At 54.2% G+C, this 21,415-nt stretch carries 20 protein-coding genes and 5 tRNA genes; 22 read left to right on the top strand and 3 right to left on the bottom strand.

The features are described 5' to 3' along the window. Positions 1-233 precede the first annotated feature (233 nt). From AAIE02_RS01960 to AAIE02_RS01940, 5 genes are all read left to right on the top strand, one after another. A tRNA-Met gene (locus AAIE02_RS01960) sits at positions 234-310 on the top strand. Positions 311-320: 10 nt separating this feature from the next. Next, a tRNA-Leu gene (locus AAIE02_RS01955) sits at positions 321-405 on the top strand. A gap of 22 nt (positions 406-427) precedes the next feature. Next, positions 428-502, top strand: a tRNA-Gln gene (locus tag AAIE02_RS01950). Between the two features lie 21 nt (positions 503-523). Further along, positions 524-600, top strand: a tRNA-Met gene (locus AAIE02_RS01945). A 45-nt stretch (positions 601-645) separates the two neighbouring features. Beyond that, positions 646-720 (top strand) — tRNA-Gln (locus tag AAIE02_RS01940). An 88-nt stretch (positions 721-808) separates the two neighbouring features. Here the strand turns inward: AAIE02_RS01940 and ubiF are convergent. After that, a complete protein-coding gene (gene ubiF, locus AAIE02_RS01935; RefSeq protein ID WP_498531883.1) occupies positions 809-1,984 on the bottom strand; it encodes a 3-demethoxyubiquinol 3-hydroxylase in 1,176 nt (391 codons plus the stop codon). Positions 1,985-2,107: 123 nt separating this feature from the next. Here ubiF and miaB point away from each other — a divergent pair, with 123 nt between their 5' ends. The 5 genes from miaB (at position 2,108) to lnt (ending at position 7,795) form a co-directional block, all read left to right on the top strand. Continuing rightward, positions 2,108-3,532: a tRNA (N6-isopentenyl adenosine(37)-C2)-methylthiotransferase MiaB gene (miaB, locus tag AAIE02_RS01930; RefSeq protein WP_008456083.1), complete on the top strand. Its 1,425-nt coding sequence runs from the start codon at positions 2,108-2,110 to the stop codon at positions 3,530-3,532. A 210-nt stretch (positions 3,533-3,742) separates the two neighbouring features. After that, the gene (locus AAIE02_RS01925) at positions 3,743-4,804 is read left to right on the top strand and encodes a PhoH family protein (protein WP_008456082.1); all 1,062 of its coding nucleotides are present in this window, start codon (positions 3,743-3,745) and stop codon (positions 4,802-4,804) included. Continuing rightward, positions 4,801-5,268: an rRNA maturation RNase YbeY gene (ybeY, locus tag AAIE02_RS01920; RefSeq protein ID WP_498531882.1), complete on the top strand. Its 468-nt coding sequence runs from the start codon at positions 4,801-4,803 to the stop codon at positions 5,266-5,268. The genes AAIE02_RS01925 and ybeY overlap by 4 nt, the downstream gene beginning before the upstream one ends. A gap of 99 nt (positions 5,269-5,367) precedes the next feature. Next, the gene (corC, locus tag AAIE02_RS01915) at positions 5,368-6,246 is read left to right on the top strand and encodes a CNNM family magnesium/cobalt transport protein CorC (protein ID WP_008456079.1); all 879 of its coding nucleotides are present in this window, start codon (positions 5,368-5,370) and stop codon (positions 6,244-6,246) included. A gap of 7 nt (positions 6,247-6,253) precedes the next feature. After that, complete coding sequence (lnt, locus tag AAIE02_RS01910) at positions 6,254-7,795, top strand: apolipoprotein N-acyltransferase (protein ID WP_336708418.1); 1,542 nt, start codon at positions 6,254-6,256, stop codon at positions 7,793-7,795. A gap of 86 nt (positions 7,796-7,881) precedes the next feature. Here the strand turns inward: lnt and AAIE02_RS01905 are convergent, their stop codons facing one another. Further along, positions 7,882-8,133: a hypothetical protein gene (locus AAIE02_RS01905; RefSeq protein WP_336982226.1), complete on the bottom strand. Its 252-nt coding sequence runs from the start codon at positions 8,131-8,133 to the stop codon at positions 7,882-7,884. Between the two features lie 46 nt (positions 8,134-8,179). Here AAIE02_RS01905 and AAIE02_RS01900 point away from each other — a divergent pair, with 46 nt between their 5' ends. The 4 genes from AAIE02_RS01900 (at position 8,180) to AAIE02_RS01885 (ending at position 11,424) form a co-directional block, all read left to right on the top strand. Then, positions 8,180-9,085 carry an amino acid ABC transporter substrate-binding protein gene (locus tag AAIE02_RS01900; RefSeq protein ID WP_008456075.1) on the top strand — a complete coding sequence of 302 codons (906 nt, stop codon included), beginning with the start codon at positions 8,180-8,182 and terminating at the stop codon, positions 9,083-9,085. Between the two features lie 199 nt (positions 9,086-9,284). Then, complete coding sequence (locus AAIE02_RS01895) at positions 9,285-10,025, top strand: amino acid ABC transporter permease (RefSeq protein ID WP_008456073.1); 741 nt, start codon at positions 9,285-9,287, stop codon at positions 10,023-10,025. Continuing rightward, positions 10,025-10,699, top strand: coding sequence for a glutamate/aspartate ABC transporter permease GltK (gene gltK, locus AAIE02_RS01890; RefSeq protein WP_166994531.1), 675 nt, complete (start codon positions 10,025-10,027; stop codon positions 10,697-10,699). The genes AAIE02_RS01895 and gltK overlap by 1 nt, the downstream gene beginning before the upstream one ends. Then, positions 10,699-11,424, top strand: a complete 726-nt coding sequence (locus AAIE02_RS01885) for an amino acid ABC transporter ATP-binding protein (RefSeq protein WP_008456069.1) — start codon at positions 10,699-10,701, stop codon at positions 11,422-11,424. The genes gltK and AAIE02_RS01885 overlap by 1 nt, the downstream gene beginning before the upstream one ends. Before the next feature lie 208 nt (positions 11,425-11,632). Here the strand turns inward: AAIE02_RS01885 and AAIE02_RS01880 are convergent, their stop codons facing one another. Further along, positions 11,633-12,115, bottom strand: a complete 483-nt coding sequence (locus AAIE02_RS01880; protein ID WP_008456066.1) for a zinc ribbon-containing protein — start codon at positions 12,113-12,115, stop codon at positions 11,633-11,635. 264 nt (positions 12,116-12,379) lie between these two features. Between AAIE02_RS01880 and leuS the strand changes: the two genes are divergently transcribed. The 8 genes from leuS (at position 12,380) to mrdB (ending at position 21,404) form a co-directional block, all read left to right on the top strand. Next, positions 12,380-14,962, top strand: coding sequence for a leucine--tRNA ligase (leuS, locus tag AAIE02_RS01875; protein ID WP_336708414.1), 2,583 nt, complete (start codon positions 12,380-12,382; stop codon positions 14,960-14,962). Positions 14,963-14,976: 14 nt separating this feature from the next. Continuing rightward, a complete protein-coding gene (lptE, locus tag AAIE02_RS01870; protein ID WP_336982224.1) occupies positions 14,977-15,588 on the top strand; it encodes an LPS assembly lipoprotein LptE in 612 nt (203 codons plus the stop codon). Then, positions 15,585-16,616, top strand: coding sequence for a DNA polymerase III subunit delta (holA, locus tag AAIE02_RS01865; protein WP_498531881.1), 1,032 nt, complete (start codon positions 15,585-15,587; stop codon positions 16,614-16,616). Before lptE ends, holA begins: the two co-directional genes overlap by 4 nt. Further along, complete coding sequence (gene nadD / locus AAIE02_RS01860) at positions 16,609-17,256, top strand: nicotinate-nucleotide adenylyltransferase (RefSeq protein ID WP_008456059.1); 648 nt, start codon at positions 16,609-16,611, stop codon at positions 17,254-17,256. The genes holA and nadD overlap by 8 nt, the downstream gene beginning before the upstream one ends. A gap of 312 nt (positions 17,257-17,568) precedes the next feature. Continuing rightward, positions 17,569-17,886 carry a ribosome silencing factor gene (gene rsfS / locus AAIE02_RS01855; protein ID WP_008456058.1) on the top strand — a complete coding sequence of 106 codons (318 nt, stop codon included), beginning with the start codon at positions 17,569-17,571 and terminating at the stop codon, positions 17,884-17,886. 3 nt (positions 17,887-17,889) lie between these two features. Further along, entirely contained in the window at positions 17,890-18,360 is a 471-nt protein-coding gene (gene rlmH / locus AAIE02_RS01850) for a 23S rRNA (pseudouridine(1915)-N(3))-methyltransferase RlmH (protein WP_008456055.1), read from the top strand. A gap of 27 nt (positions 18,361-18,387) precedes the next feature. Next, the gene (mrdA, locus tag AAIE02_RS01845) at positions 18,388-20,289 is read left to right on the top strand and encodes a peptidoglycan DD-transpeptidase MrdA (protein WP_008456052.1); all 1,902 of its coding nucleotides are present in this window, start codon (positions 18,388-18,390) and stop codon (positions 20,287-20,289) included. 2 nt (positions 20,290-20,291) lie between these two features. Continuing rightward, positions 20,292-21,404, top strand: a complete 1,113-nt coding sequence (mrdB, locus tag AAIE02_RS01840; protein WP_008456051.1) for a peptidoglycan glycosyltransferase MrdB — start codon at positions 20,292-20,294, stop codon at positions 21,402-21,404. The last annotated feature ends 11 nt before the right edge of the window (positions 21,405-21,415 follow it).

Raw genomic sequence — 21,415 nt, 5'->3', positions numbered from 1 at the left:
CAACGGGCCTTATGGCCCGTTGTCGTTTCTGTATTCCTGTCGAGGCTTTATCCCTGTTTTTAAGCGGAATTAAAAACAAAAACGTGCGTTATTGTCGATATTTCAAGCAAGCTGTTCGCAAGTCATTCAAACGAGCATTCTGAGCGGGTTTTCGGGAAAAAACTAGTTGACGCTGTAGAGTCAACTCAGCATAATGCGCCCCGCAACGCCGATAAGGTAGCGCGTAAAAAGATGGCTACGTAGCTCAGCTGGTTAGAGCACATCACTCATAATGATGGGGTCACAGGTTCGAATCCCGTCGTAGCCACCATCTTTTTTATGCGGGAGTGGCGAAATTGGTAGACGCACCAGATTTAGGTTCTGGCGCCGCAAGGTGTGCGAGTTCAAGTCTCGCCTCCCGCACCATTTATCTCTCGCGTTGCACGGATGGGGTATCGCCAAGCGGTAAGGCACCGGTTTTTGATACCGGCATTCCCTGGTTCGAATCCAGGTACCCCAGCCATCGAAAAATATGATAGAGTTTGGCTACGTAGCTCAGCTGGTTAGAGCACATCACTCATAATGATGGGGTCACAGGTTCGAATCCCGTCGTAGCCACCATACAAAGGAATTATTGATAAACTTCGATAAATCCAAAAAAATTGTTGGGGTATCGCCAAGCGGTAAGGCTCTGGTTTCTGATACCAGCATTCCGAGGTTCGAATCCTCGTACCCCAGCCACACACTGAAAAGCCCGCGCAAGCGGGCTTTTTGCTATCTGGCATTTAGTTAGCACGAGCAGAGCGGGAAACCGCCCTGCTCGTCTTCATTATAATCCCAGGGCGTATTTCAGCGCTTTACGCTTCAGTCCACCGGCTCTTTCCGCCGCCATCAGCCCAATATTTCGCACCACGCGCAGCGGCCCCAGGTTATTGCTGAATCCCGCATAGAACAGATCCATTCCACTCTGCATCAGGAAATTATCCGCCTGACGGCGCCTCTGATAACGTTTCAGGATAGCCTCGCTCGCCCAGGCTTCCGCATGGCTACGGGCACCGATCAGGACATCAAGCAAAGCATCCACGTCACGATATCCCAGATTAACGCCCTGCCCGGCCAAAGGATGAATCGTATGCGCTGCGTCCCCTATCAGCGCCAGCCCTGGCTGGACGTACTGCAAAGCGTGTCGACGAGTCAGCGGAAATGCCCCACTGGCAACCGGCGTAACCGCCCCGAGTCGCTGAGGGAAAGCGGCCGTAATCGCTTTTTGCAGCTGGGGTATGTTCATTCCCTGCAGCTGCCGAATACGTGCCGGGGTGTCATACCAAACCAGAGAGGCCCAGTTATCGAACAGCGGCAGGAAAGCGTGCGGCCCTGTCGGCGTGAAATGCTGCCAGGTGCTGTCCCCCGGCTCAAACTCGCATTTAACGGTAATCAGCATACAGGCCTGGCGATACTGCCAGGCATGTACGCCAATCCCCGCCCATTTTCTGACCTGGGAATTCGCGCCATCCGCACCAATCACCATTTCAGCATTGAGTGAAGCGCCGTCATCAAACTCGAGCGTCCAACCTGCTGCCTGGCGATGGATTTGCCGCAGCCTCGCCGGGCAGCGTAAAGAGATATTCGGATGCGCCTCAAGCGCTTGCCAAAGCACGCGCTGCAGCACGTTATTCTCGACCATGAAGCCCAGCTCGGGTAAGCCCAGTTCTTCGGCATTAAAGCTAACGTGTGCGCTCTCCCATTCCCAGGTTTCCAGCCGGCGATAAGGATGTGCGCGCATCGCTAAAACACTGTCCCAGACGCCAAGAGACTTGAGCAGGCCAACCGATGCGCTGCTGATGGCCGAAATGCGGACGTCAGGCTGGCTACCTGGAACAAAAGCCTCAGGGGCATGATGTTCAATCACCGCCACACGGAAACCATGCTGTGCCAGCCCCAGCGCTGCCGCCGCGCCGACCATACCGCCACCAACAATGGCTACTTCAATTGGTTGATTTACCATAAGTCTCTTTCCTTCATTCATCTTTGCTGATTCTACTGGCTTTTCCCAGGCTGGTCACATCCATAGCAAAGCATTACACTATCCGGCTTAATTCCTGACTTCACCTTGAGCAATGGCAAGTCGATGACAAAAAAACTCCATATAAAAACCTGGGGCTGCCAGATGAACGAATACGATTCATCGAAGATGGCCGACCTGCTGGACAGCACCCACGGCTTTACGCTGACCGATAACGCGAATGAAGCGGACGTTCTGCTGCTGAACACTTGTTCTATTCGCGAAAAAGCCCAGGAAAAGGTGTTTCACCTGCTGGGGCGCTGGAAGCATATCAAAGCCAAACGTCCGGACGTGATCATTGGCGTCGGCGGCTGCGTTGCCTCTCAGGAAGGAAAAAAAATTCGCCAGCGGGCGCACTATGTAGATATCGTCTTTGGGCCACAAACCCTGCACCGCCTGCCGGAAATGATCAACCAGGTTCGCGGCACCCGCAGCCCGGTGGTGGACGTCAGCTTCCCGGAAATCGAAAAATTTGACCGCCTGCCGGAGCCAAAGGCCGACGGCCCGACCGCCTACGTCTCCATCATGGAAGGCTGCAACAAATATTGCACCTATTGCGTGGTGCCTTATACCCGTGGCGAAGAAGTGAGCCGCCCTTGCGACGATATTCTGTTTGAAATCGCTCAACTGGCGGAACAGGGTGTGCGTGAAGTAAACCTGCTGGGTCAAAACGTTAACGCATACCGCGGCGCGGCTTACGACGGCGGCATCTGCTCGTTTGCCGAACTCCTGCGCCTGGTTGCCGCGATTGACGGTATCGACCGCATTCGCTTCACCACCAGCCACCCGATTGAATTTACCGATGACATTATCGAAGTCTACCGCGACACGCCGGAACTGGTGAGTTTCCTGCACCTGCCGATTCAAAGCGGCGCCGACCGTGTGCTGAATATGATGGGGCGCACGCATACCGCGCTGGAGTATAAATCGACTATCCGCAAGCTGCGCGCTGCGCGCCCGGACATTCAGATCAGCTCAGACTTTATCGTCGGCTTCCCAGGCGAAACCAGCCAGGACTTCGAGCAAACCATGAAGCTGATTGCTGACGTCAACTTTGACACCAGCTTTAGCTTTATTTTCTCCGCTCGTCCGGGCACCCCGGCGGCCGACCTGGTTGATGACGTGCCGGAAGAAGAGAAAAAACAGCGCCTTTATATCCTGCAGGATCGTATTAACCAGCAGGTAATGGAATGGAGCCGTAAAATGCTGGGTACGGTACAGCGTATTCTGGTGGAAGGGACTTCGCGTAAAAGCATTATGCAGCTGTCCGGCCGTACCGAAAATAACCGTGTGGTGAACTTCGAAGGGACGCCGGATATGGTAGGGAAATTCGTGGATGTCGAAATCACCGAAGTCCTGACTAACTCCCTGCGCGCGAAGCTGGTGCGCACAGAAAGCGAAATGGGCCTGCGTATTGCTGAAACCCCGGCTTCCGTTATCGCTCGTACCCGCAAAGAGAATGACATTGGCGTTGGGACTTACCAGCCTTAATTCTCTCCACGGCCTGCCGGAACGCTAATTCCACGTCCCGGCAGGCTGTCTCATTGTTTGCACTTGCATTCTGAAGGCATCACCCAAATATCAATTGTGACGCTTGCGCCATCACGCTGCGGGATAAATAATTTCCCTGTAGCCGAACCGTATTTTCGGCTACGCGAGACCGTTTACTCTAACTGGCCCCGAGTGACCCAGAGGATAAGTTTGAATATCGAAACACGTGAATTAACGCTGGAACCGGCGGATAACGCCCGTCTGCTTAGTCTGTGCGGCCCTTTTGATGACAACATCAAACAGCTGGAACGCCGACTGGGGATTGAAATCAACCGCCGTGACAATCACTTCAGGCTCACCGGTCGTGAGCTTTCCGTTAACGCCGCGGCGGATATTCTGCGACATCTGTACGTAGACACCGCGCCAATGCGCGGCCAAAGCCAGGATATCGACCCGGAACAAATTCATCTGGCTATTAAAGAAAGCCGGGTGCTGGAGCAAACGGCCGACAGCGTGCCGGATTACGGTAAAGCTATCCATATTAAAACTAAGCGTGGCGTCATTAAGCCGCGTACGCCTAATCAGGCGCAGTACATCGCGAATATTCTCGACCACGACATCACATTCGGCATAGGGCCGGCAGGGACAGGTAAAACCTATCTTGCCGTTGCCGCCGCGGTTGATGCGCTGGAGCGCCAGGAGATCCGCCGCATTCTGCTGACCCGCCCGGCGGTTGAAGCGGGCGAAAAGCTGGGCTTCCTGCCCGGCGATTTAAGCCAGAAGGTTGACCCATACCTGCGCCCGCTGTACGACGCGCTGTTTGAAATGCTGGGCTTCGAGAAAGTCGAAAAGCTGATTGAGCGCAACGTTATCGAAGTGGCCCCGCTCGCCTACATGCGTGGCCGAACCCTGAACGATGCCTTTGTCATTCTCGATGAAAGTCAGAACACCACCACCGAACAGATGAAAATGTTCCTGACCCGTATAGGCTTCAACTCCAAGGCGGTGATTACCGGCGATGTGACGCAGATAGACCTGCCACGTAACCTCAAGTCCGGCTTACGTCATGCTATCGACGTCCTGTCCGAGGTGGATGAAATCAGCTTCAACTTCCTTAACAGCGAAGACGTGGTACGCCACCCGGTTGTGGCCCGCATTGTTAACGCCTATGAAGCCTGGGAAGCCGCCGATCAAAAACGCAAAGACGAGCTTGCCGCCGAGCGCAAACGCGAAGCCCTTGCCCTGCAGGCTACCGCTCAGGAGAGCAAATGAGTCAGGTTATTTTAGATTTACAGGTTGCCTGCGAAACAGAAAGCGGCCTGCCGGATGAAGCACAAATTCAGCGCTGGCTGGATGCGGTTATTCCTCAGTTTCAGCCAGAGTCTGAGGTCACCGTTCGTCTGGTAGACGAAGCCGAAAGCCACGACCTGAACCTGACCTATCGCGGGAAAGATAAGTCCACCAACGTGCTTTCTTTTCCGTTTGAAGCCCCACCTGGGATCGAGCTTCCGCTGCTCGGCGATCTGATCATCTGCCGTCAGGTGGTTGAGCAGGAAGCCAAAGAACAAGAGAAGCCGCTGGAGGCCCACTGGGCACATATGGTTGTACACGGCAGCCTGCATCTGCTCGGTTACGACCACATCGAAGACGATGAAGCCGAAGAGATGGAAGCGCTGGAAACAGAGATAATGCTTGCTCTTGGGTATGCCGATCCGTACATTGCCGAGAAAGAGTAGTCGGCTCAGGGCTTTCCCTTTGCCGCCGTCACGCGCAGGCAGTGCACCATCAGGCTGCCTGTTAGTTTTTGATTTATATGAGGCCTAAAACCTAACGCCATGAGCGACGACAATTCACAGAATAGTGACACGCCGGAAGCCAAAAAGGGATTCTTCTCCCTCATTCTCAACCAGCTGTTTCACGGTGAACCGAAAAACCGTGACGATCTGCTGACGCTTATTCGTGATTCTGAGCAAAACTCTCTGATAGACCAGGACACCCGCGACATGCTCGAAGGGGTGATGGATATCGCCGACCAGCGCGTCCGCGATATCATGATCCCGCGTTCGCAGATGGTGACGCTCAAACACAACCAGACGCTGGACGAGTGCCTCGATGTCATTATCGATTCCGCTCACTCCCGTTTCCCGGTGATAAGCGAAGACAAAGATCACATCGAAGGGATTCTGATGGCGAAAGATCTGCTGCCGTTCATGCGCAGCGACTCTGAGCCTTTCAGCATGGAAAAAGTGTTACGTCAGGTGGTTGTCGTGCCTGAAAGCAAGCGGGTTGACCGCATGCTGAAAGAGTTTCGTCAGCAGCGCTATCATATGGCGATTGTCATTGATGAATTTGGCGGCGTTTCAGGTCTCGTGACGATCGAAGATATTCTCGAACTGATTGTCGGGGAAATTGAAGATGAGTACGACGACGAGGAAGACGGTGATTTCCGTCAGCTGAGCCGCCATACGTGGACGGTGCGCGCCCTCGCCTCTATTGAAGACTTCAACGAAACCTTCGACACGCACTTTAGCGATGAAGAAGTCGACACCATCGGTGGTCTGGTGATGCAAGCCTTTGGACACCTGCCAGCCCGTGGCGAAACCATTGAAATAGATGGTTACCAGTTCAAAGTCGCCATGGCCGATAGCCGTCGTATTATTCAGGTTCATGTCAGAATTCCGGACGACTCGCCGCAACCTAAACTGGACGAATAACTCAGCTATGGCTATAGCTCAACTTCTTCAACGCCAGCGCGTTCGCCTGCTGCTGGCGCTTTTCTTTGGGGCCTGCGGAACGCTGGCTTTTTCCCCTTATGATTTCTGGCCTGCAGCTATTGTTTCTCTTGCTGGCTTGCAGGGCCTGACGCTTAACCGTCGCCCGGTACAAAGCGCCGCGATTGGCTTCTTCTGGGGGCTTGGGCTGTTCGGCAGCGGGGTCAACTGGGTCTATGTCAGCATCGCACAGTTTGGCGGCATGCCGGGCCCGGTGAACGTGTTCCTGGTGGTTCTGCTGGCCGCTTATTTGTCGCTCTACACAGGTTTGTTCGCCGGTATTCTCAGCAGGTTGTGGCCAAAAACAACGTGGTGGCGCGTAGCTATTGCCGCGCCGGTCGTCTGGCAAATTACCGAATTCCTGCGTGGCTGGGTGCTGACCGGCTTCCCCTGGCTGCAGTTTGGCTACAGCCAGATCGATGGCCCACTAAAAGGCATCGCGCCGATTTTGGGCGTCGACACCATTACCTTCCTACTGATGATTATCAGTGGCCTTCTGGTGTACGCCCTGCAGGCACGGAAATGGGCTCCTGCGGTGGTTTCTGCGGCTTTACTGTTATTACCCTGGCCACTGCGCAACATTCAATGGTTCCAGCCTCTGCCAGAGCGTTCCGTTGACGTAGCGATGGTACAAGGCAACATTCCCCAGTCTCTGAAGTGGAATGAAAGCCAGCTGCTGGACACGCTGAAAATTTATCTGGATAAAACAGAGCCGGAGATGGGCAAAGCCAAGCTTATCATCTGGCCGGAATCGGCTATCTCCGATCTGGAAATTAATCAGCAGCAGTTCCTCACCATGATGGATGACCTGCTGCGGGCAAAACACAGCTCATTAATCACCGGTATCGTCGATGCGCGTCTGAATAAGCAAAACAGGTACGATACCTACAACACCATTATCACGCTCGGTGAAGGTAGCCCTTACAGCTACACCAGCAGTAATCGCTACAACAAAAACCACCTTGTGCCATTCGGTGAGTTTGTGCCGCTTGAATCGATTCTGCGCCCACTGGCCCCGTTCTTCGATCTACCCATGTCATCGTTCAGCCGTGGGCCCTATGTTCAGCCGCAATTGCTCTCTAACGGCGTCAAGCTGACGGCGGCAATCTGCTACGAAATTATCCTGGGTGAACAAGTTCGGGACAATTTCCGGCCAGACACTGACTTCCTGCTGACTATCTCCAACGATGCCTGGTTCGGTAAATCCATCGGCCCATGGCAGCACCTGCAAATGGCGCGTATGCGCTCGCTGGAGCTGGGGCGGCCTTTGCTGCGCAGCACTAACAATGGCGTAACTGCCGTGGTCAACGCCGAAGGTGAGATCACTAACATCATCCCGCAGTTCACTCGCGAAGTGCTGGAAGCGAAAGTCACACCGACCACTGGCTTAACGCCTTATGCACGCTTCGGCTTCTGGCCGCTGTGGGTGGTGACCGCTTTATTCGGTTTCACCGCACTGGTGATAAGCCTGCGTAACCGCAGCAAAAAGTAGCACACCCTTCTCGCTCATAGAGGCCGGCAAATTTGCTGGCCTTTTTCATTTCTGGCACAACCTTTGCTAGATATAAACAGTTGAAATCAAATAGCTGGCGCAAAGACGCCCTGTGGCCTGGCTGTATCGGGCAGTGAAAAATGCATGCACCAAAAAGCGACATCGCAAGCACCGTTATAGTGCGCTGGCATATCTTTGCCTTTAAATGGTGCGGCGCGCTTCGCAAAAATAAACATCTTATTAGCAATTTCTTTACATTCAGCTAGGTTAGATGCTAACAAAAGGGCATTGCATGACGCTTTTAGCAGCATGAAAAAACAACAAAACACAACACTCACATCGGATACCGGTGCCTCCTCTGGCACTAAGATTAAGGAGTTGGATATGCAACTACGTAAACTGGCCACGGCAATGCTGGTGATGGGCATGAGCGCCACAATGGTTCATGCAGAAGACGCGACGCCTCAGCAGTCAACGCTGGATAAAATCAAAGCCAACGGCGTTATCGTGGTCGGCCACCGTGAATCATCTGTACCTTTCTCTTACTACGACAATCAGCAAAAAGTGGTTGGCTACTCTCAGGACTACTCTAATGCCATCGTAGAAGCGGTGAAAAAGCAGCTGAATAAGCCCGATCTGCAGGTAAAACTCATTCCTATCACCTCTCAGAACCGTATTCCGCTGCTGCAAAACGGCACTTTCGATTTTGAATGTGGTTCCACCACCAACAACGTAGAACGTCAAAAACAAGCCGCATTCTCCGACACCATCTTCGTTGTCGGCACCCGTTTGCTGGTGAAAAAAGGCGGCCCAATTAAAGACTTCCCTGACCTGAAAGGGAAAACCGTTGTTGTGACCTCTGGCACCACTTCCGAAATCCTGCTCAACAAGCTGAACGACGAGCAGAAAATGGGCATGCGTATTATCAGCGCCAAAGACCACGGTGACTCCTTCCGTACCCTGGAAAGCGGCCGTGCCGTTGCCTTTATGATGGATGATGCCCTGCTGGCCGGCGAACGTGCGAAAGCTAAACAGCCGGATAACTGGGAGATCGTCGGCAAGCCACAGTCCCAGGAAGCCTACGGCTGTATGCTGCGTAAAAATGACCCAGAGTTTAAAAAGCTGATGGATACCACCATTGCGCAGGCACAAACCTCCGGTGAAGCCGCGAAATGGTTCGATAAATGGTTTAAACAGCCAATTCCACCGAAAAACCTCAACATGAACTTCGACCTTTCTGACGAAATGAAAGCGCTGTTCAAGGAACCAAACGACAAAGCTCTCAACTAATTAGAAACACAGGGGCCGGAAAAATCCGCCCTCCCGATTGACGAACTGAAGCCAGGACAGACTATGCGTTGGTGGGTCGTTCCCCCACCAGCGTGAAGGTGCCCAAAAATGCAGACAAAGATCTGCTTCAGGGCACCGGCTTCTCATCAATCTTCGAGGGTAGCCTACGCTACCCTCTTTTTTTATCTCGGAGTAAGTTATGTCTATAGACTGGAACTGGGGAATCTTTTTACAGCCCGCCCCGTTCGGCAACACAACCTATCTGGGCTGGATTTGGAATGGCTTCCAGGTCACCGTCGCCCTGTCAATAACCGCATGGATCATTGCTTTCCTGGTGGGGTCTCTGTTTGGTATTTTGCGTACGGTCCCTAACAAATTCCTGTCCGGGCTAGGTACGCTCTACGTTGAACTCTTTCGCAACGTTCCCCTGATCGTCCAATTCTTTACCTGGTATCTGGTGGTGCCTGAACTGCTGCCGGAAAACATTGGCATGTGGTTTAAGTCCGAGCTGGATCCCAATATTCAGTTCTTCCTCTCGTCAATGATTTGCCTCGGGCTGTTTACCGCCGCTCGCGTTTGTGAACAGGTACGAGCCGCTATTCAATCCCTGCCTCGCGGCCAGAAGAACGCGGCTCTGGCAATGGGACTGACGCTGCCTCAGGCCTATCGCTACGTGCTGTTGCCTAATGCCTATCGCGTTATTGTGCCGCCGATGACCTCCGAAATGATGAACCTGGTGAAGAACTCGGCCATCGCTTCAACCATTGGTCTGGTGGATATGGCGGCGCAGGCTGGCAAGCTGCTGGATTACTCGGCACACGCCTATGAATCCTTTACGGCGATTACCCTTGCCTATGTACTGATCAACGCCGTCATCATGGGCGTGATGTATGTGGTAGAACGTAAAATTCGCCTGCCTGGCAATATGGGGGGCAAATAATGCTCAATCTTGACTGGAGTTCTATTCTTCCTGCCCTGCCTTACTTAATGCAGGGGCTGGTCATTACGCTCAAAATCACCGTTACCGCCGTGGTGATCGGTATTGTCTGGGGCACGCTGCTGGCCGTCATGCGCCTGTCGAGCTTCAAGCCGATCGCGTGGTTTGCTACCGCTTACGTGAACGTTTTCCGCTCCGTGCCGCTGGTGATGGTACTGCTGTGGTTCTATCTGGTGGTGCCTGGCTTCCTGCAGTCGGTGCTTGGCCTGTCGCCAAAAACCGATATCCGCCTGATTTCCGCGATGGTCGCCTTCTCCATGTTTGAAGCCGCCTACTATTCGGAAATTATTCGCGCCGGTATTCAGAGTATTTCCAGAGGGCAGTCAAATGCCGCCCTGGCGCTGGGTATGACCCACTGGCAGTCGATGAAACTCATCATCCTGCCGCAGGCCTTCCGCGCGATGGTGCCGCTGCTGTTAACCCAGGGCATCGTTTTGTTCCAGGATACCTCGCTGGTGTACGTTTTAAGCCTGGCAGACTTCTTCCGCACCGCCTCCACCATTGGCGAGCGTGACGGTACACAGGTCGAGATGATCCTGTTTGCCGGCCTGGTCTATTTTGTGATTAGCCTCAGTGCATCGCTGTTGGTCAGCTACTTGAAGAAAAGGACTGTGTAATGATTACCCTGAAAAATGTTTCTAAATGGTATGGTCACTTTCAGGTGCTGACCGAGTGCTCCACCGAAGTGAAGAAAGGCGAAGTTGTCGTCGTGTGCGGGCCTTCTGGTTCTGGCAAATCCACGCTGATTAAAACCGTCAACGGCCTTGAGCCCGTACAGAAAGGCGAAATCCTGGTGAACGGCACCCAGGTGAACGACAAGAAAACCAATCTGGCGCAGCTCCGCTCCCACGTTGGCATGGTGTTCCAGCACTTCGAGCTGTTCCCTCACCTGTCGATTATCGAAAACCTGACGCTTGCCCAGGTCAAAGTGCTGAAACGTGATAAAGCCGCTTCCCGCGCCAAAGGGTTAAAATTACTCGAGCGCGTAGGGCTGGCCGCACACGCCGATAAATATCCGGCGCAGCTTTCCGGCGGCCAGCAGCAGCGTGTGGCGATTGCCCGCGCCCTGTGCATGGATCCGATTGCAATGCTGTTTGACGAACCAACCTCAGCGCTCGATCCGGAAATGATCAACGAAGTACTGGACGTTATGGTTGAGCTGGCCAATGAGGGCATGACCATGATGGTGGTGACCCACGAAATGGGCTTTGCCCGCAAAGTGGCAAACCGCGTGATCTTTATGGATGAGGGGAAAATTGTCGAAGACTCAAACAAAGACGACTTCTTCAATAACCCTCAGTCTGAACGTGCCAAAGACTTCCTGGCGAAAATCCTGCACTAAACGTAACGCACCACAGTAAAAAGCCTTCCTTGCGGAAGGCTTTCATGTTGATGACAAAGAGGAAAAAAGCGTGGTTTTTCCCTCTTTGTGGTTATCAGCCGAAAATCAATGAATTGATTTTCCAGTTGGTTAACGAGCCGCCGGGCTTTTCTTTTCTCGCCAGAGGTTTGCTATCCGTCTGAAAGCCTTCCCTGCGGAAGGCTTTTTTTTAAGGCTCAAACGGCCGACGATGAAACTGATTATGGCCGCATTTCGGGCAAACCGGCAGCACATCAGGCGTGTAAATCGCAATGTGATGATGACAGTTTTCACACACCAGATTGCCTAACCCAACAACTTCCCCGCTGTGATACACCCCGTGATGGCTGAGATCTTTAAACACTTCCCGCCACTCAAGCTGCGTTTTGTCGGTAATGTCCGCCAGCTCCTGCCATAAACTCTCTTTAATCACCCGCATAAAAACGCTGTCGGTGAACTCTTCCTGACTTTCCCCGTAGCTACGAGCAAACTCTTCAAGGTCACGGCGCACCGCACGCGTTACCTCTTCTATCTCCGTTCGGGTCAGTTCGCCTGTATCATTCATCTGCTTACGGGCGCTGGCAACCAGCGCATCAATATCGCGCTCACCCTTGCGTAGCCGTTCACTTAGCGATTCGACCAGTTCCCGATAAAATTGAGCAACCTTGTTCATCGTTAGCCTGCCTCCTTGAAGGATTCCCGCGTTTGCGGCGTGGTAACTGACTCTAATAGTAGACGTTAATCCGGCAACGCTTTGTTAGATTAGCCACACCCCGGGTAAAAAACTGCAAGCGTTACGGAACGGTGAAATGGTTACTGAGGGCGTTGAAAGGCTGTTTTGCCGCTGTCGAATCGGCTATGCTATGGCGATCTAAACTCGAATTCATTAAAGGCTACGTTTCGTAGCCGTCTTTCATACACAGGACTACTGGCTGCCATGCAAGAGCAATACCGCCCGGAAGAGATAGAATCCAATGTCCAGCAACACTGGCAAGAGAACCGTACTTTTGAAGTGACCGAAGACGAAGGCAAAGAGAAATACTACTGCCTCTCCATGTTGCCCTATCCTTCCGGCCGACTACATATGGGCCATGTCCGTAACTACACCATCGGCGACGTTATCGCACGCTACCAGCGTATGCTGGGTAAAAACGTCCTGCAGCCGATCGGCTGGGATGCCTTCGGCCTGCCGGCTGAAGGCGCCGCGGTAAAAAACAACACCGCGCCAGCCCCGTGGACCTACGACAACATCAATTACATGAAGAACCAGCTGAAAACGCTGGGCTTCGGTTACGACTGGAGCCGTGAACTGGCTACCTGTACGCCTGAATACTATCGCTGGGAACAACAGTTCTTCACTCAGCTGTACAACAAAGGTCTGGTTTACAAAAAAACCTCCGCGGTTAACTGGTGCCCGAACGATCAGACCGTGCTGGCGAATGAGCAGGTTATCGACGGCTGCTGCTGGCGCTGCGACACCAAAGTTGAGCGCAAAGAGATCCCGCAGTGGTTCATCAAAATCACCGCCTACGCCGACGAACTGCTGAACGACCTGGATACCCTGGATCACTGGCCGGATCAGGTTAAAACCATGCAGCGCAACTGGATTGGCCGTTCCGAAGGCGTGGAAATCACCTTCGACGTACAAAACAGCGCCGAGAAGCTGACCGTTTACACAACTCGCCCTGATACCTTTATGGGTGTGACTTATCTGGCCGTTGCCGCCGGTCACCCTCTGGCGCAGCAGGCTGCAGTCAATAACCCTACCCTTACCGAATTCATTGAAGAATGCCGTAACACCAAAGTGGCCGAAGCCGACATGGCGACCATGGAGAAGAAAGGCGTCGCCACCGGCATTAACGCCATTCATCCGCTGACCGGCGAAAGCGTTCCGGTTTGGGTGGCCAACTTCGTGCTGATGGAATATGGCACAGGTGCCGTGATGGCCGTTCCAGGCCACGATCAGCGTGACTGGGAATTCGCCACAAAATACAGCCTGCCAATCAAGCCGGTAATTCTGAATGCCGACGGCAGCGAGCCGGATCTTTCCGCCTCCGCAATGACCGAAAAAGGCGCGCTGTTTAACTCTGGCGAGTTCGACGGTCTGGACTTCCAGCAGGCGTTTAACGCCATTGCCGACAAGCTGGCCGCTAAAGGCGTGGGCGAGCGTAAAGTGAACTTCCGTCTGCGCGACTGGGGCGTTTCCCGTCAGCGTTACTGGGGCGCCCCCATCCCAATGGTCACCCTGGAAGACGGCACAGTGATGCCAACCCCGGAAGATCAGCTGCCGGTTATTCTGCCGGAAGATGTGGTCATGGACGGTATCACCAGTCCGATTAAAGCCGATCCTGAGTGGGCGAAAACCACCGTCAACGGCATGCCTGCGCTGCGTGAAACCGACACCTTCGACACCTTTATGGAGTCCTCCTGGTACTACGCGCGCTACACCTGCCCTCAGTACGACAAAGGCATGCTGGATTCCAAAGCTGCTAACTACTGGCTGCCGGTGGATATCTACATCGGCGGGATTGAACACGCCATCATGCACCTGCTTTACTTCCGCTTCTTCCACAAGCTGATGCGCGATGCGGGCATGGTGACGTCCAACGAACCAGCCAAACAGCTGCTTTGCCAGGGCATGGTGCTGGCGGACGCCTTCTATTACACCGGCGTTAACGGCGAGCGTAACTGGGTTTCCCCAGTCGACGCTATCGTTGAGCGCGATGATAAAGGCCGCATTGTCAAAGCCCGTGACGCAGAAGGCCGTGAACTGGTCTATGCTGGCATGAGCAAAATGTCGAAGTCGAAAAACAACGGCATCGACCCACAGGTCATGGTTGAACGCTACGGCGCGGATACCGTGCGTCTGTTTATGATGTTTGCTTCACCTGCAGACATGACGCTTGAGTGGCAAGAATCCGGCGTTGAAGGCGCCAACCGCTTCCTGAAACGCGTCTGGAAACTGGTCTACGAACACACCAACCGTGGTGCTGCGCCAGCGCTGGACATTGCTGCCCTGGGCGAAGATCAAAAAGCCCTGCGTCGCGATGTGCATAAAACCATTGCTAAAGTGACCGACGATATCGGCCGCCGTCAGACCTTCAACACCGCCATCGCTGCCATCATGGAGCTGATGAACAAACTGGCAAAAGCACCGCAGGACGGCGAACAGGATCGTGCGTTGCTGAACGAAGCGCTGCTGGCCGTTGTACGTATGCTGTATCCGTTCACCCCGCACGTTTGTTTCGATATGTGGCAGTCGCTGGGCGGTGAAGGTGATGTGGATAACGCACCGTGGCCGCAGGCTGACGAAAAGGCAATGGTCGAAGACTCTCGCCTGGTGGTCGTTCAGGTTAACGGTAAAGTACGCGGTAAAGTCACCGTGCCTGCCGATGCCACTGAAGAACAAGTGCGCGAGCGCGCCGGTCAGGAACATCTGGTCGCGAAATATCTTGAGGGTGTAACCGTACGTAAAGTGATTTACGTTCCGGGTAAACTGCTCAACCTGGTTGTGGGCTAAGCGCAGGAGGAAGCGTGCGACATCCCTTTATCACCCTGTTAGTAACCCTGGCGGTGCTGGTCACCGCTGGATGTGGTTTTCACCTGCGTGGCAACACGCAGGTCCCTTCAGAGATGAAGACGCTGATCCTCAACTCTGGCGATCCTAACGGTCCGCTAACGCGTGAAATTCGTAAACAGTTGCGCTTAAACGGCGTCACGATTGTTGACGATACCGGCACTGGCGTGCGTAAGGATATTCCGTCCCTGCGCGTGGGCGCCTACGGTCTTAGCCAGGACACCGCTTCAGTATTCCAGAACGGCCAGACCGCGGAATACCAGATGGTGATGGTTGTTAATGCTCAGGTCCTGATCCCAGGGCACGACATTTATCCGATCAGCGCGAAGACCTACCGTTCGTTCTTTGATAACCCACTGACTGCCCTGGCAAAAGACGCCGAGCAGGATTTGATTATCAAAGAGATGTACACCAACGTTGCCCAACAGCTGATCCGTAAACTGATGGCAGTACACGCGGCCGATCTTGCAGCAACGAAAGACGAAGTAAAGCCCGTTAGCGCAGAGAAACCAGCCGTAGCTGCAGGCCGGGTGTCCACCACTCTGCCGGCAACCTCTGGTAGCAAATGATCCGAGTGTATCCGGAACAACTCCACGCGCAGCTCAATGAAGGGCTGCGCGCGGCGTATCTGCTGTTAGGTAACGATCCTCTCTTATTACAGGAAAGCCAGGATGCGGTGCGCAAACACGCCCAGCAAAACGGCTTTGAAGAACATCACGCCGTTCAGATAGATGCCTCCACTGACTGGCAGGCTCTGTTTGCTATTTGCCAGGCGCTCAGTCTGTTTGCCAGCCGCCAGACGCTGCTCTTATTGCTGCCGGAAAACGGCCCAAATGCCGCCATTAACGCTCAGCTAGAAACGCTGGTGAGCCTGCTCCACGACGATATTTTGCTCCTGGTTCGCGGCAACAAACTGACCAAAGCGCAGGAAAATGCCGCCTGGTTTACCCAACTGGCAAACCGCTCCGTGCTGGTGACCTGCCAGACGCCAGAACAGGCCAATCTGCCCCGCTGGGTATCTCAGCGCGCAAAACAGATGAATCTGACGCTGGACGAGGCTGCTAATCAGCTGCTCTGCTACTGCTATGAGGGCAATTTGCTGGCGCTTTCTCAGGCATTAGAGAGGCTATCGCTCATCTGGACAGACGGTAAATTGACGCTACCGCGCGTTGAGCAAGCCGTAAACGATGCCGCCCATTTCACGCCTTTTCACTGGGTAGATGCGCTGCTTGCCGGAAAGAGCAAACGAGCACTGCATATATTGCAGCAGCTTCGTCTGGAAGCCAGCGAGCCGGTCATTCTGCTGCGAACCCTGCAGCGGGAACTGCTGCAACTGGTCAATCTCAAACGTCAGTCGGCAACTACGCCCTTACGGACGCTGTTCGATCAGCAACGCGTGTGGCAAAACCGTCGCCAGTTGGTTACTGAAGCGCTCAATCGCGTTTCTCCGGAACAGCTTTATCAGGCCGTTCGTTTACTGACGCGTATCGAACTGACGCTGAAGCAGGACTACGGGCAGTCAGTCTGGGACGAACTCGAAGGCCTTTCTCTGCTGATCTGCCATAAAGCCTTACCGGAAATCTTTATTGATGCCTGATTCATCTCTTCTGGCGCTGTATGGCGGCACCTTTGATCCTATCCACTACGGTCATCTGAAATCCGTTGAAGCCCTTGCCAGGCTGGTGAAGCTGAAAAGCGTCACCATCATGCCCAATAATGTGCCGCCGCATCGCCCACAGCCGGAAGCGAGCAGCGCCCAGCGCAAAGAGATGATTGAGCTAGCAATAGCAGGCAACCCGCTTTTCACGCTGGATGACCGGGAGCTGAGCCGGTCGACACCTTCATGGACCGTGGAAACGCTGGAGCAGATTCGCGCCGAGCTGGGGCCAAAACAGCCGCTGGCCTTTATTATTGGCCAGGACTCATTGCTCAGCCTGCACCGCTGGCACCGCTGGGAAACGCTGCTCACGCTGTGCCACCTGTTGGTCACCCAGCGGCCCGGCTATCCGCTAACCATGGAAACGCCCGAACAGCAAACGTGGCTCGCGCAAAACGTCACTGATTCAGTCGTAACGCTGCACCAGCAGCCCGCCGGGAAAGTCTTTCTAGCCCCAACCCCGCTCTACGATATCTCCGCAACCACCATTCGCCATCGGCTTGAGAGCAATCAGCCCTGCGACGATCTGCTCCCGCCTGATGTACTGGCTTTTATTCTCCAGCACGGGCTTTATCGCTAAGCGTTGGGGCTCGTCTAAATTACGGGAGGAGAACAGTGAAGCGCACTGGATTACGCTATTATGATTCACCGGGAAAGCCAGCCATTGACACCACTTCTCAGGCTGTTATGCTCCGCTGCCATAATTTCCTGCCCGTAATCCGGCTTTTCTGAAATAGTTTTACAAAAATGGCAATGCAAACTCCGGCGCGCAATGGGATGATAGCCCGCGATTCGCGCTGGTCGGCCAATTTTTCAGCCAAAGCCGCCTGCCCTGCTGGTCCAGGGTTATTACGGGCTAAACCAAACACTCTCATTCTCTCAGGGGGAACACTTGCAGGGTAAAGCACTTCAGGATTTCATTGTCGATAAAATCGACGACCTCAAAGCCCAGGACATCATCGCAATCGATGTTAAAGGCAAATCCAGCATCACCGATTGCATGGTTATCTGCACCGGGACATCTAACCGCCACGTCATGTCAATTGCTGAACACGTTGTGCAGTCCTCCCGCGAAGTTGGCCTGTCGCCGATGGGCGTGAAAGGCATCAACGCTTCCGACTGGGTTGTTGTCGATCTGGGCGAAATTATCGTTCACGTCATGCAGGAAGAGAGCCGCCAGCTGTACGAACTGGAAAAACTCTGGAGCTAACGGGTGAAGCTGCAACTGGTGGCCGTTGGAACCAAAATGCCTGACTGGGTGCAGACAGGCTTTACCGAGTACCTGCGTCGCTTCCCGAAAGATATGCCTTTTGAGCTGGTAGAAATTCCGGCTGGAAAACGCGGCAAAAATGCCGATATCAAACGTATCCTCGAAAAAGAGGGTGAAATGATGCTGGCCGCCGCGGGCAAAGGTAATCGAATCGTGACGCTGGATATTCCCGGTCAACCGTGGGATACCCCCCAGCTTGCCACGCAGCTCGAGCGCTGGAAGCAGGATGGCCGCGATGTCAGCCTGTTAATCGGTGGCCCCGAAGGATTAGCACCAGCCTGTAAGGCCGCTGCCGAGCAAAGCTGGTCGCTCTCCACGCTAACCATGCCTCATCCGCTGGTCAGAGTGCTGGTGGCGGAAAGTCTCTATCGGGCGTGGAGCATTACCACCAACCACCCTTACCATCGTGAGTAAACCTGAGCGGGTAATACTAAGCAGCGAATGAAATTACAGAATTCTTTTCGCGACTATACTGCTGAGTCTGCGCTCTTTGTGCGCCGGGCGCTGGTCGCTTTTATCGGCATTTTGCTGCTTACCGGCGTGCTGATCGCCAACCTTTATAATCTGCAAATCGTTCGCTTTAACGACTATCAGACGCGATCCAATGAAAACCGCATCAAGCTGGTGCCCATCCCGCCCAGCCGCGGCATTATTTACGATCGTAACGGCACCCCGCTGGCGCTAAACCGCACCATCTATCAAATCGAGATGATGCCGGAGAAAGTCGATAACGTTCAGGATACGCTGGAGGCGCTGCGCCCGGTGGTTGACCTGACCGATGACGACATCGCGAATTTCAAGAAAGAGCGTGCCCGCTCGCACCGCTTCACCTCCATTGCGGTCAAAACTAACCTGACGGAAGTTCAGGTTGCCCGCTTTGCCGTAAACCAGTACCGCTTCCCGGGTGTGGAAGTGAAAGGCTACAAACGCCGCTTCTATCCTTATGGCTCCGCGCTAACCCACGTCATTGGCTATGTTTCTAAAATCAACGACAAAGACGTTGAGCGCCTGGATAAAGAAGGCAAGCTGGCCAACTACGCCTCGACCCACGACATCGGCAAGCTCGGTATCGAGCGCTATTACGAAGATGTCCTGCACGGGCAAACGGGCTACGAAGAGGTTGAGGTTAACAACCGTGGCCGCGTCATCCGCCAGCTTAAAGAAGTGCCGCCTCAGGCCGGGCATGACATTTATCTGACCCTCGATCTGAAGCTGCAAACCTACATCGAAACCCTGCTCGCAGGGAGTCGTGCTGCGGTGGTCGTTACCGATCCGCGTACGGGCGGCATTCTGGCGCTGGTTTCTATGCCAAGCTATAACCCGAACCTGTTCGTCGACGGTATCTCCAGCAAAGACTACTCTGGCCTGCTAAACGACCCGAACACGCCGTTAATTAACCGTGCGACTCAGGGTGTGTATCCACCGGCCTCTACCGTGAAGCCTTATATGGCAGTTTCTGCATTGAGCGCCGGAGTGATCACCCGCAACACCTCGCTGTTTGACCCCGGCTGGTGGCAACTGCCCGGCTCGGAAAAACGCTACCGCGACTGGAAAAAATGGGGCCACGGCCGCCTGAACGTCACAAAATCCCTGGAAGAATCGGCGGATACCTTCTTCTACCAGGTCGCCTATGACATGGGGATCGACCGCATTGGCGAATGGATGAGTAAGTTTGGCTACGGTCACCTGACGGGCATCGACCTTTCAGAAGAGCGCGCGGGCAACATGCCGACGCGCGAGTGGAAGCTGAAGCGCTTTAAAAAACCGTGGTATCAGGGTGACACCATTCCGGTCGGTATCGGCCAGGGTTACTGGACGGCCACGCCAATCCAGATGAGCAAGGCGATGATGATCCTGATCAACGACGGCATCGTTCGCGTTCCGCACCTGCTGATGAGCACCACCGAAAACGGTAAACAGGTTCCCTGGCAGCAGCCGACTGAAGCGCCGGTGGGCGACATCCACTCGGGCTATTGGGAAATTGCCAAAGACGGGATGTATGGCGTAGCCAACAGGCCTAACGGTACTGCGCATAAATACTTCGCGAATGCGCCTTATAAAGTGGCAGCAAAATCAGGTACTGCGCAGGTCTTTGGCCTGAAAGCCAACGAAACGTATAACGCGCATAAAATTGCCGAACGCCTACGTGACCACAAGCTGATGACAGCATTTGCGCCGTATGACAACCCACAGTACGCCGTGACCATGATTCTGGAGAACGGCGGCGCAGGCCCGGCCGTCGGGAGCATCATGCGTCAGATCCTCGACCACGTCATGTTAGGGGATAACAACACGGTACTGCCGTCGGAAGCACCGGCCGCCTCGGCCGCAGAGGATCAATAAGCATGACTGACAATCCTAATAAAAAAACAATTTGGGATAAGGTTCACCTCGACCCGACCTTCCTGGTGACCATCCTCGCGCTGCTGGTGTTCAGCGCCCTGGTGGTATGGAGCGCCAGCGGCCAGGATATGGGCATGATGGAGCGTAAAATCGGCCAGATCCTGATGGGGCTGGTGATCATGGTCGTCATGGCGCAAATTCCGCCTCGCGTCTACGAAGGCTGGGCGCCCTATCTCTATATCTTCTGTATTATTCTGTTGGTGGCGGTTGATGCCTTCGGGGCCATTTCAAAAGGGGCCCAGCGCTGGCTCGATCTGGGCTTCGTGCGTTTCCAGCCTTCGGAAATCGCCAAGATTGCCGTTCCGCTAATGGTTGCCCGCTTTATTAACCGCGACGTTTGCCCGCCCACGCTGAAAAACACCGGCATTGCGCTCGTCCTGATCTTCATGCCGACCCTGCTGGTCGCCGCCCAGCCGGACCTGGGCACCTCCATTCTGGTCGCCGCATCGGGCCTGTTTGTGCTGTTCCTTTCCGGCATGAGCTGGCGACTTATTCTGGTTGCCGTTCTGCTGGTAGCCGCCTTCGTGCCGATCCTGTGGTTCTTCCTGATGCATGACTACCAGCGCGCGCGCGTGATGATGCTGTTAGATCCAGAAAGCGATCCGCTCGGCGCGGGCTATCATATAATTCAGTCCAAAATCGCCATCGGCTCCGGGGGCCTGCGCGGCAAGGGCTGGCTGCATGGCACGCAGTCGCAGCTAGAGTTCTTGCCCGAACGTCATACGGACTTTATCTTCGCGGTGCTTGCGGAAGAGCTAGGCTTAGTCGGCATTCTGGTGCTGCTGGCGCTCTATCTACTGCTGATCATGCGCGGCCTGTTTATTGCCGCTCGGGCACAGACCACCTTTGGCCGCGTAATGGCCGGCGGGCTGATGCTGATCCTGTTCGTCTATGTATTTGTAAATATTGGCATGGTTAGTGGTATCTTACCGGTGGTCGGCGTACCGCTGCCGCTCGTCAGCTACGGGGGGTCGGCGCTAATCGTGCTGATGGCCGGGTTTGGTATCGTCATGTCGATACATACTCACAGAAAAATGTTATCAAAAAGCGTGTAACTGGATGAGGT

The sequence above is a fragment of the Cedecea sp. Ae19-4 genome (genome assembly GCF_059801165.1).
This window is presented reverse-complemented; position numbering and strand designations above follow the sequence as displayed.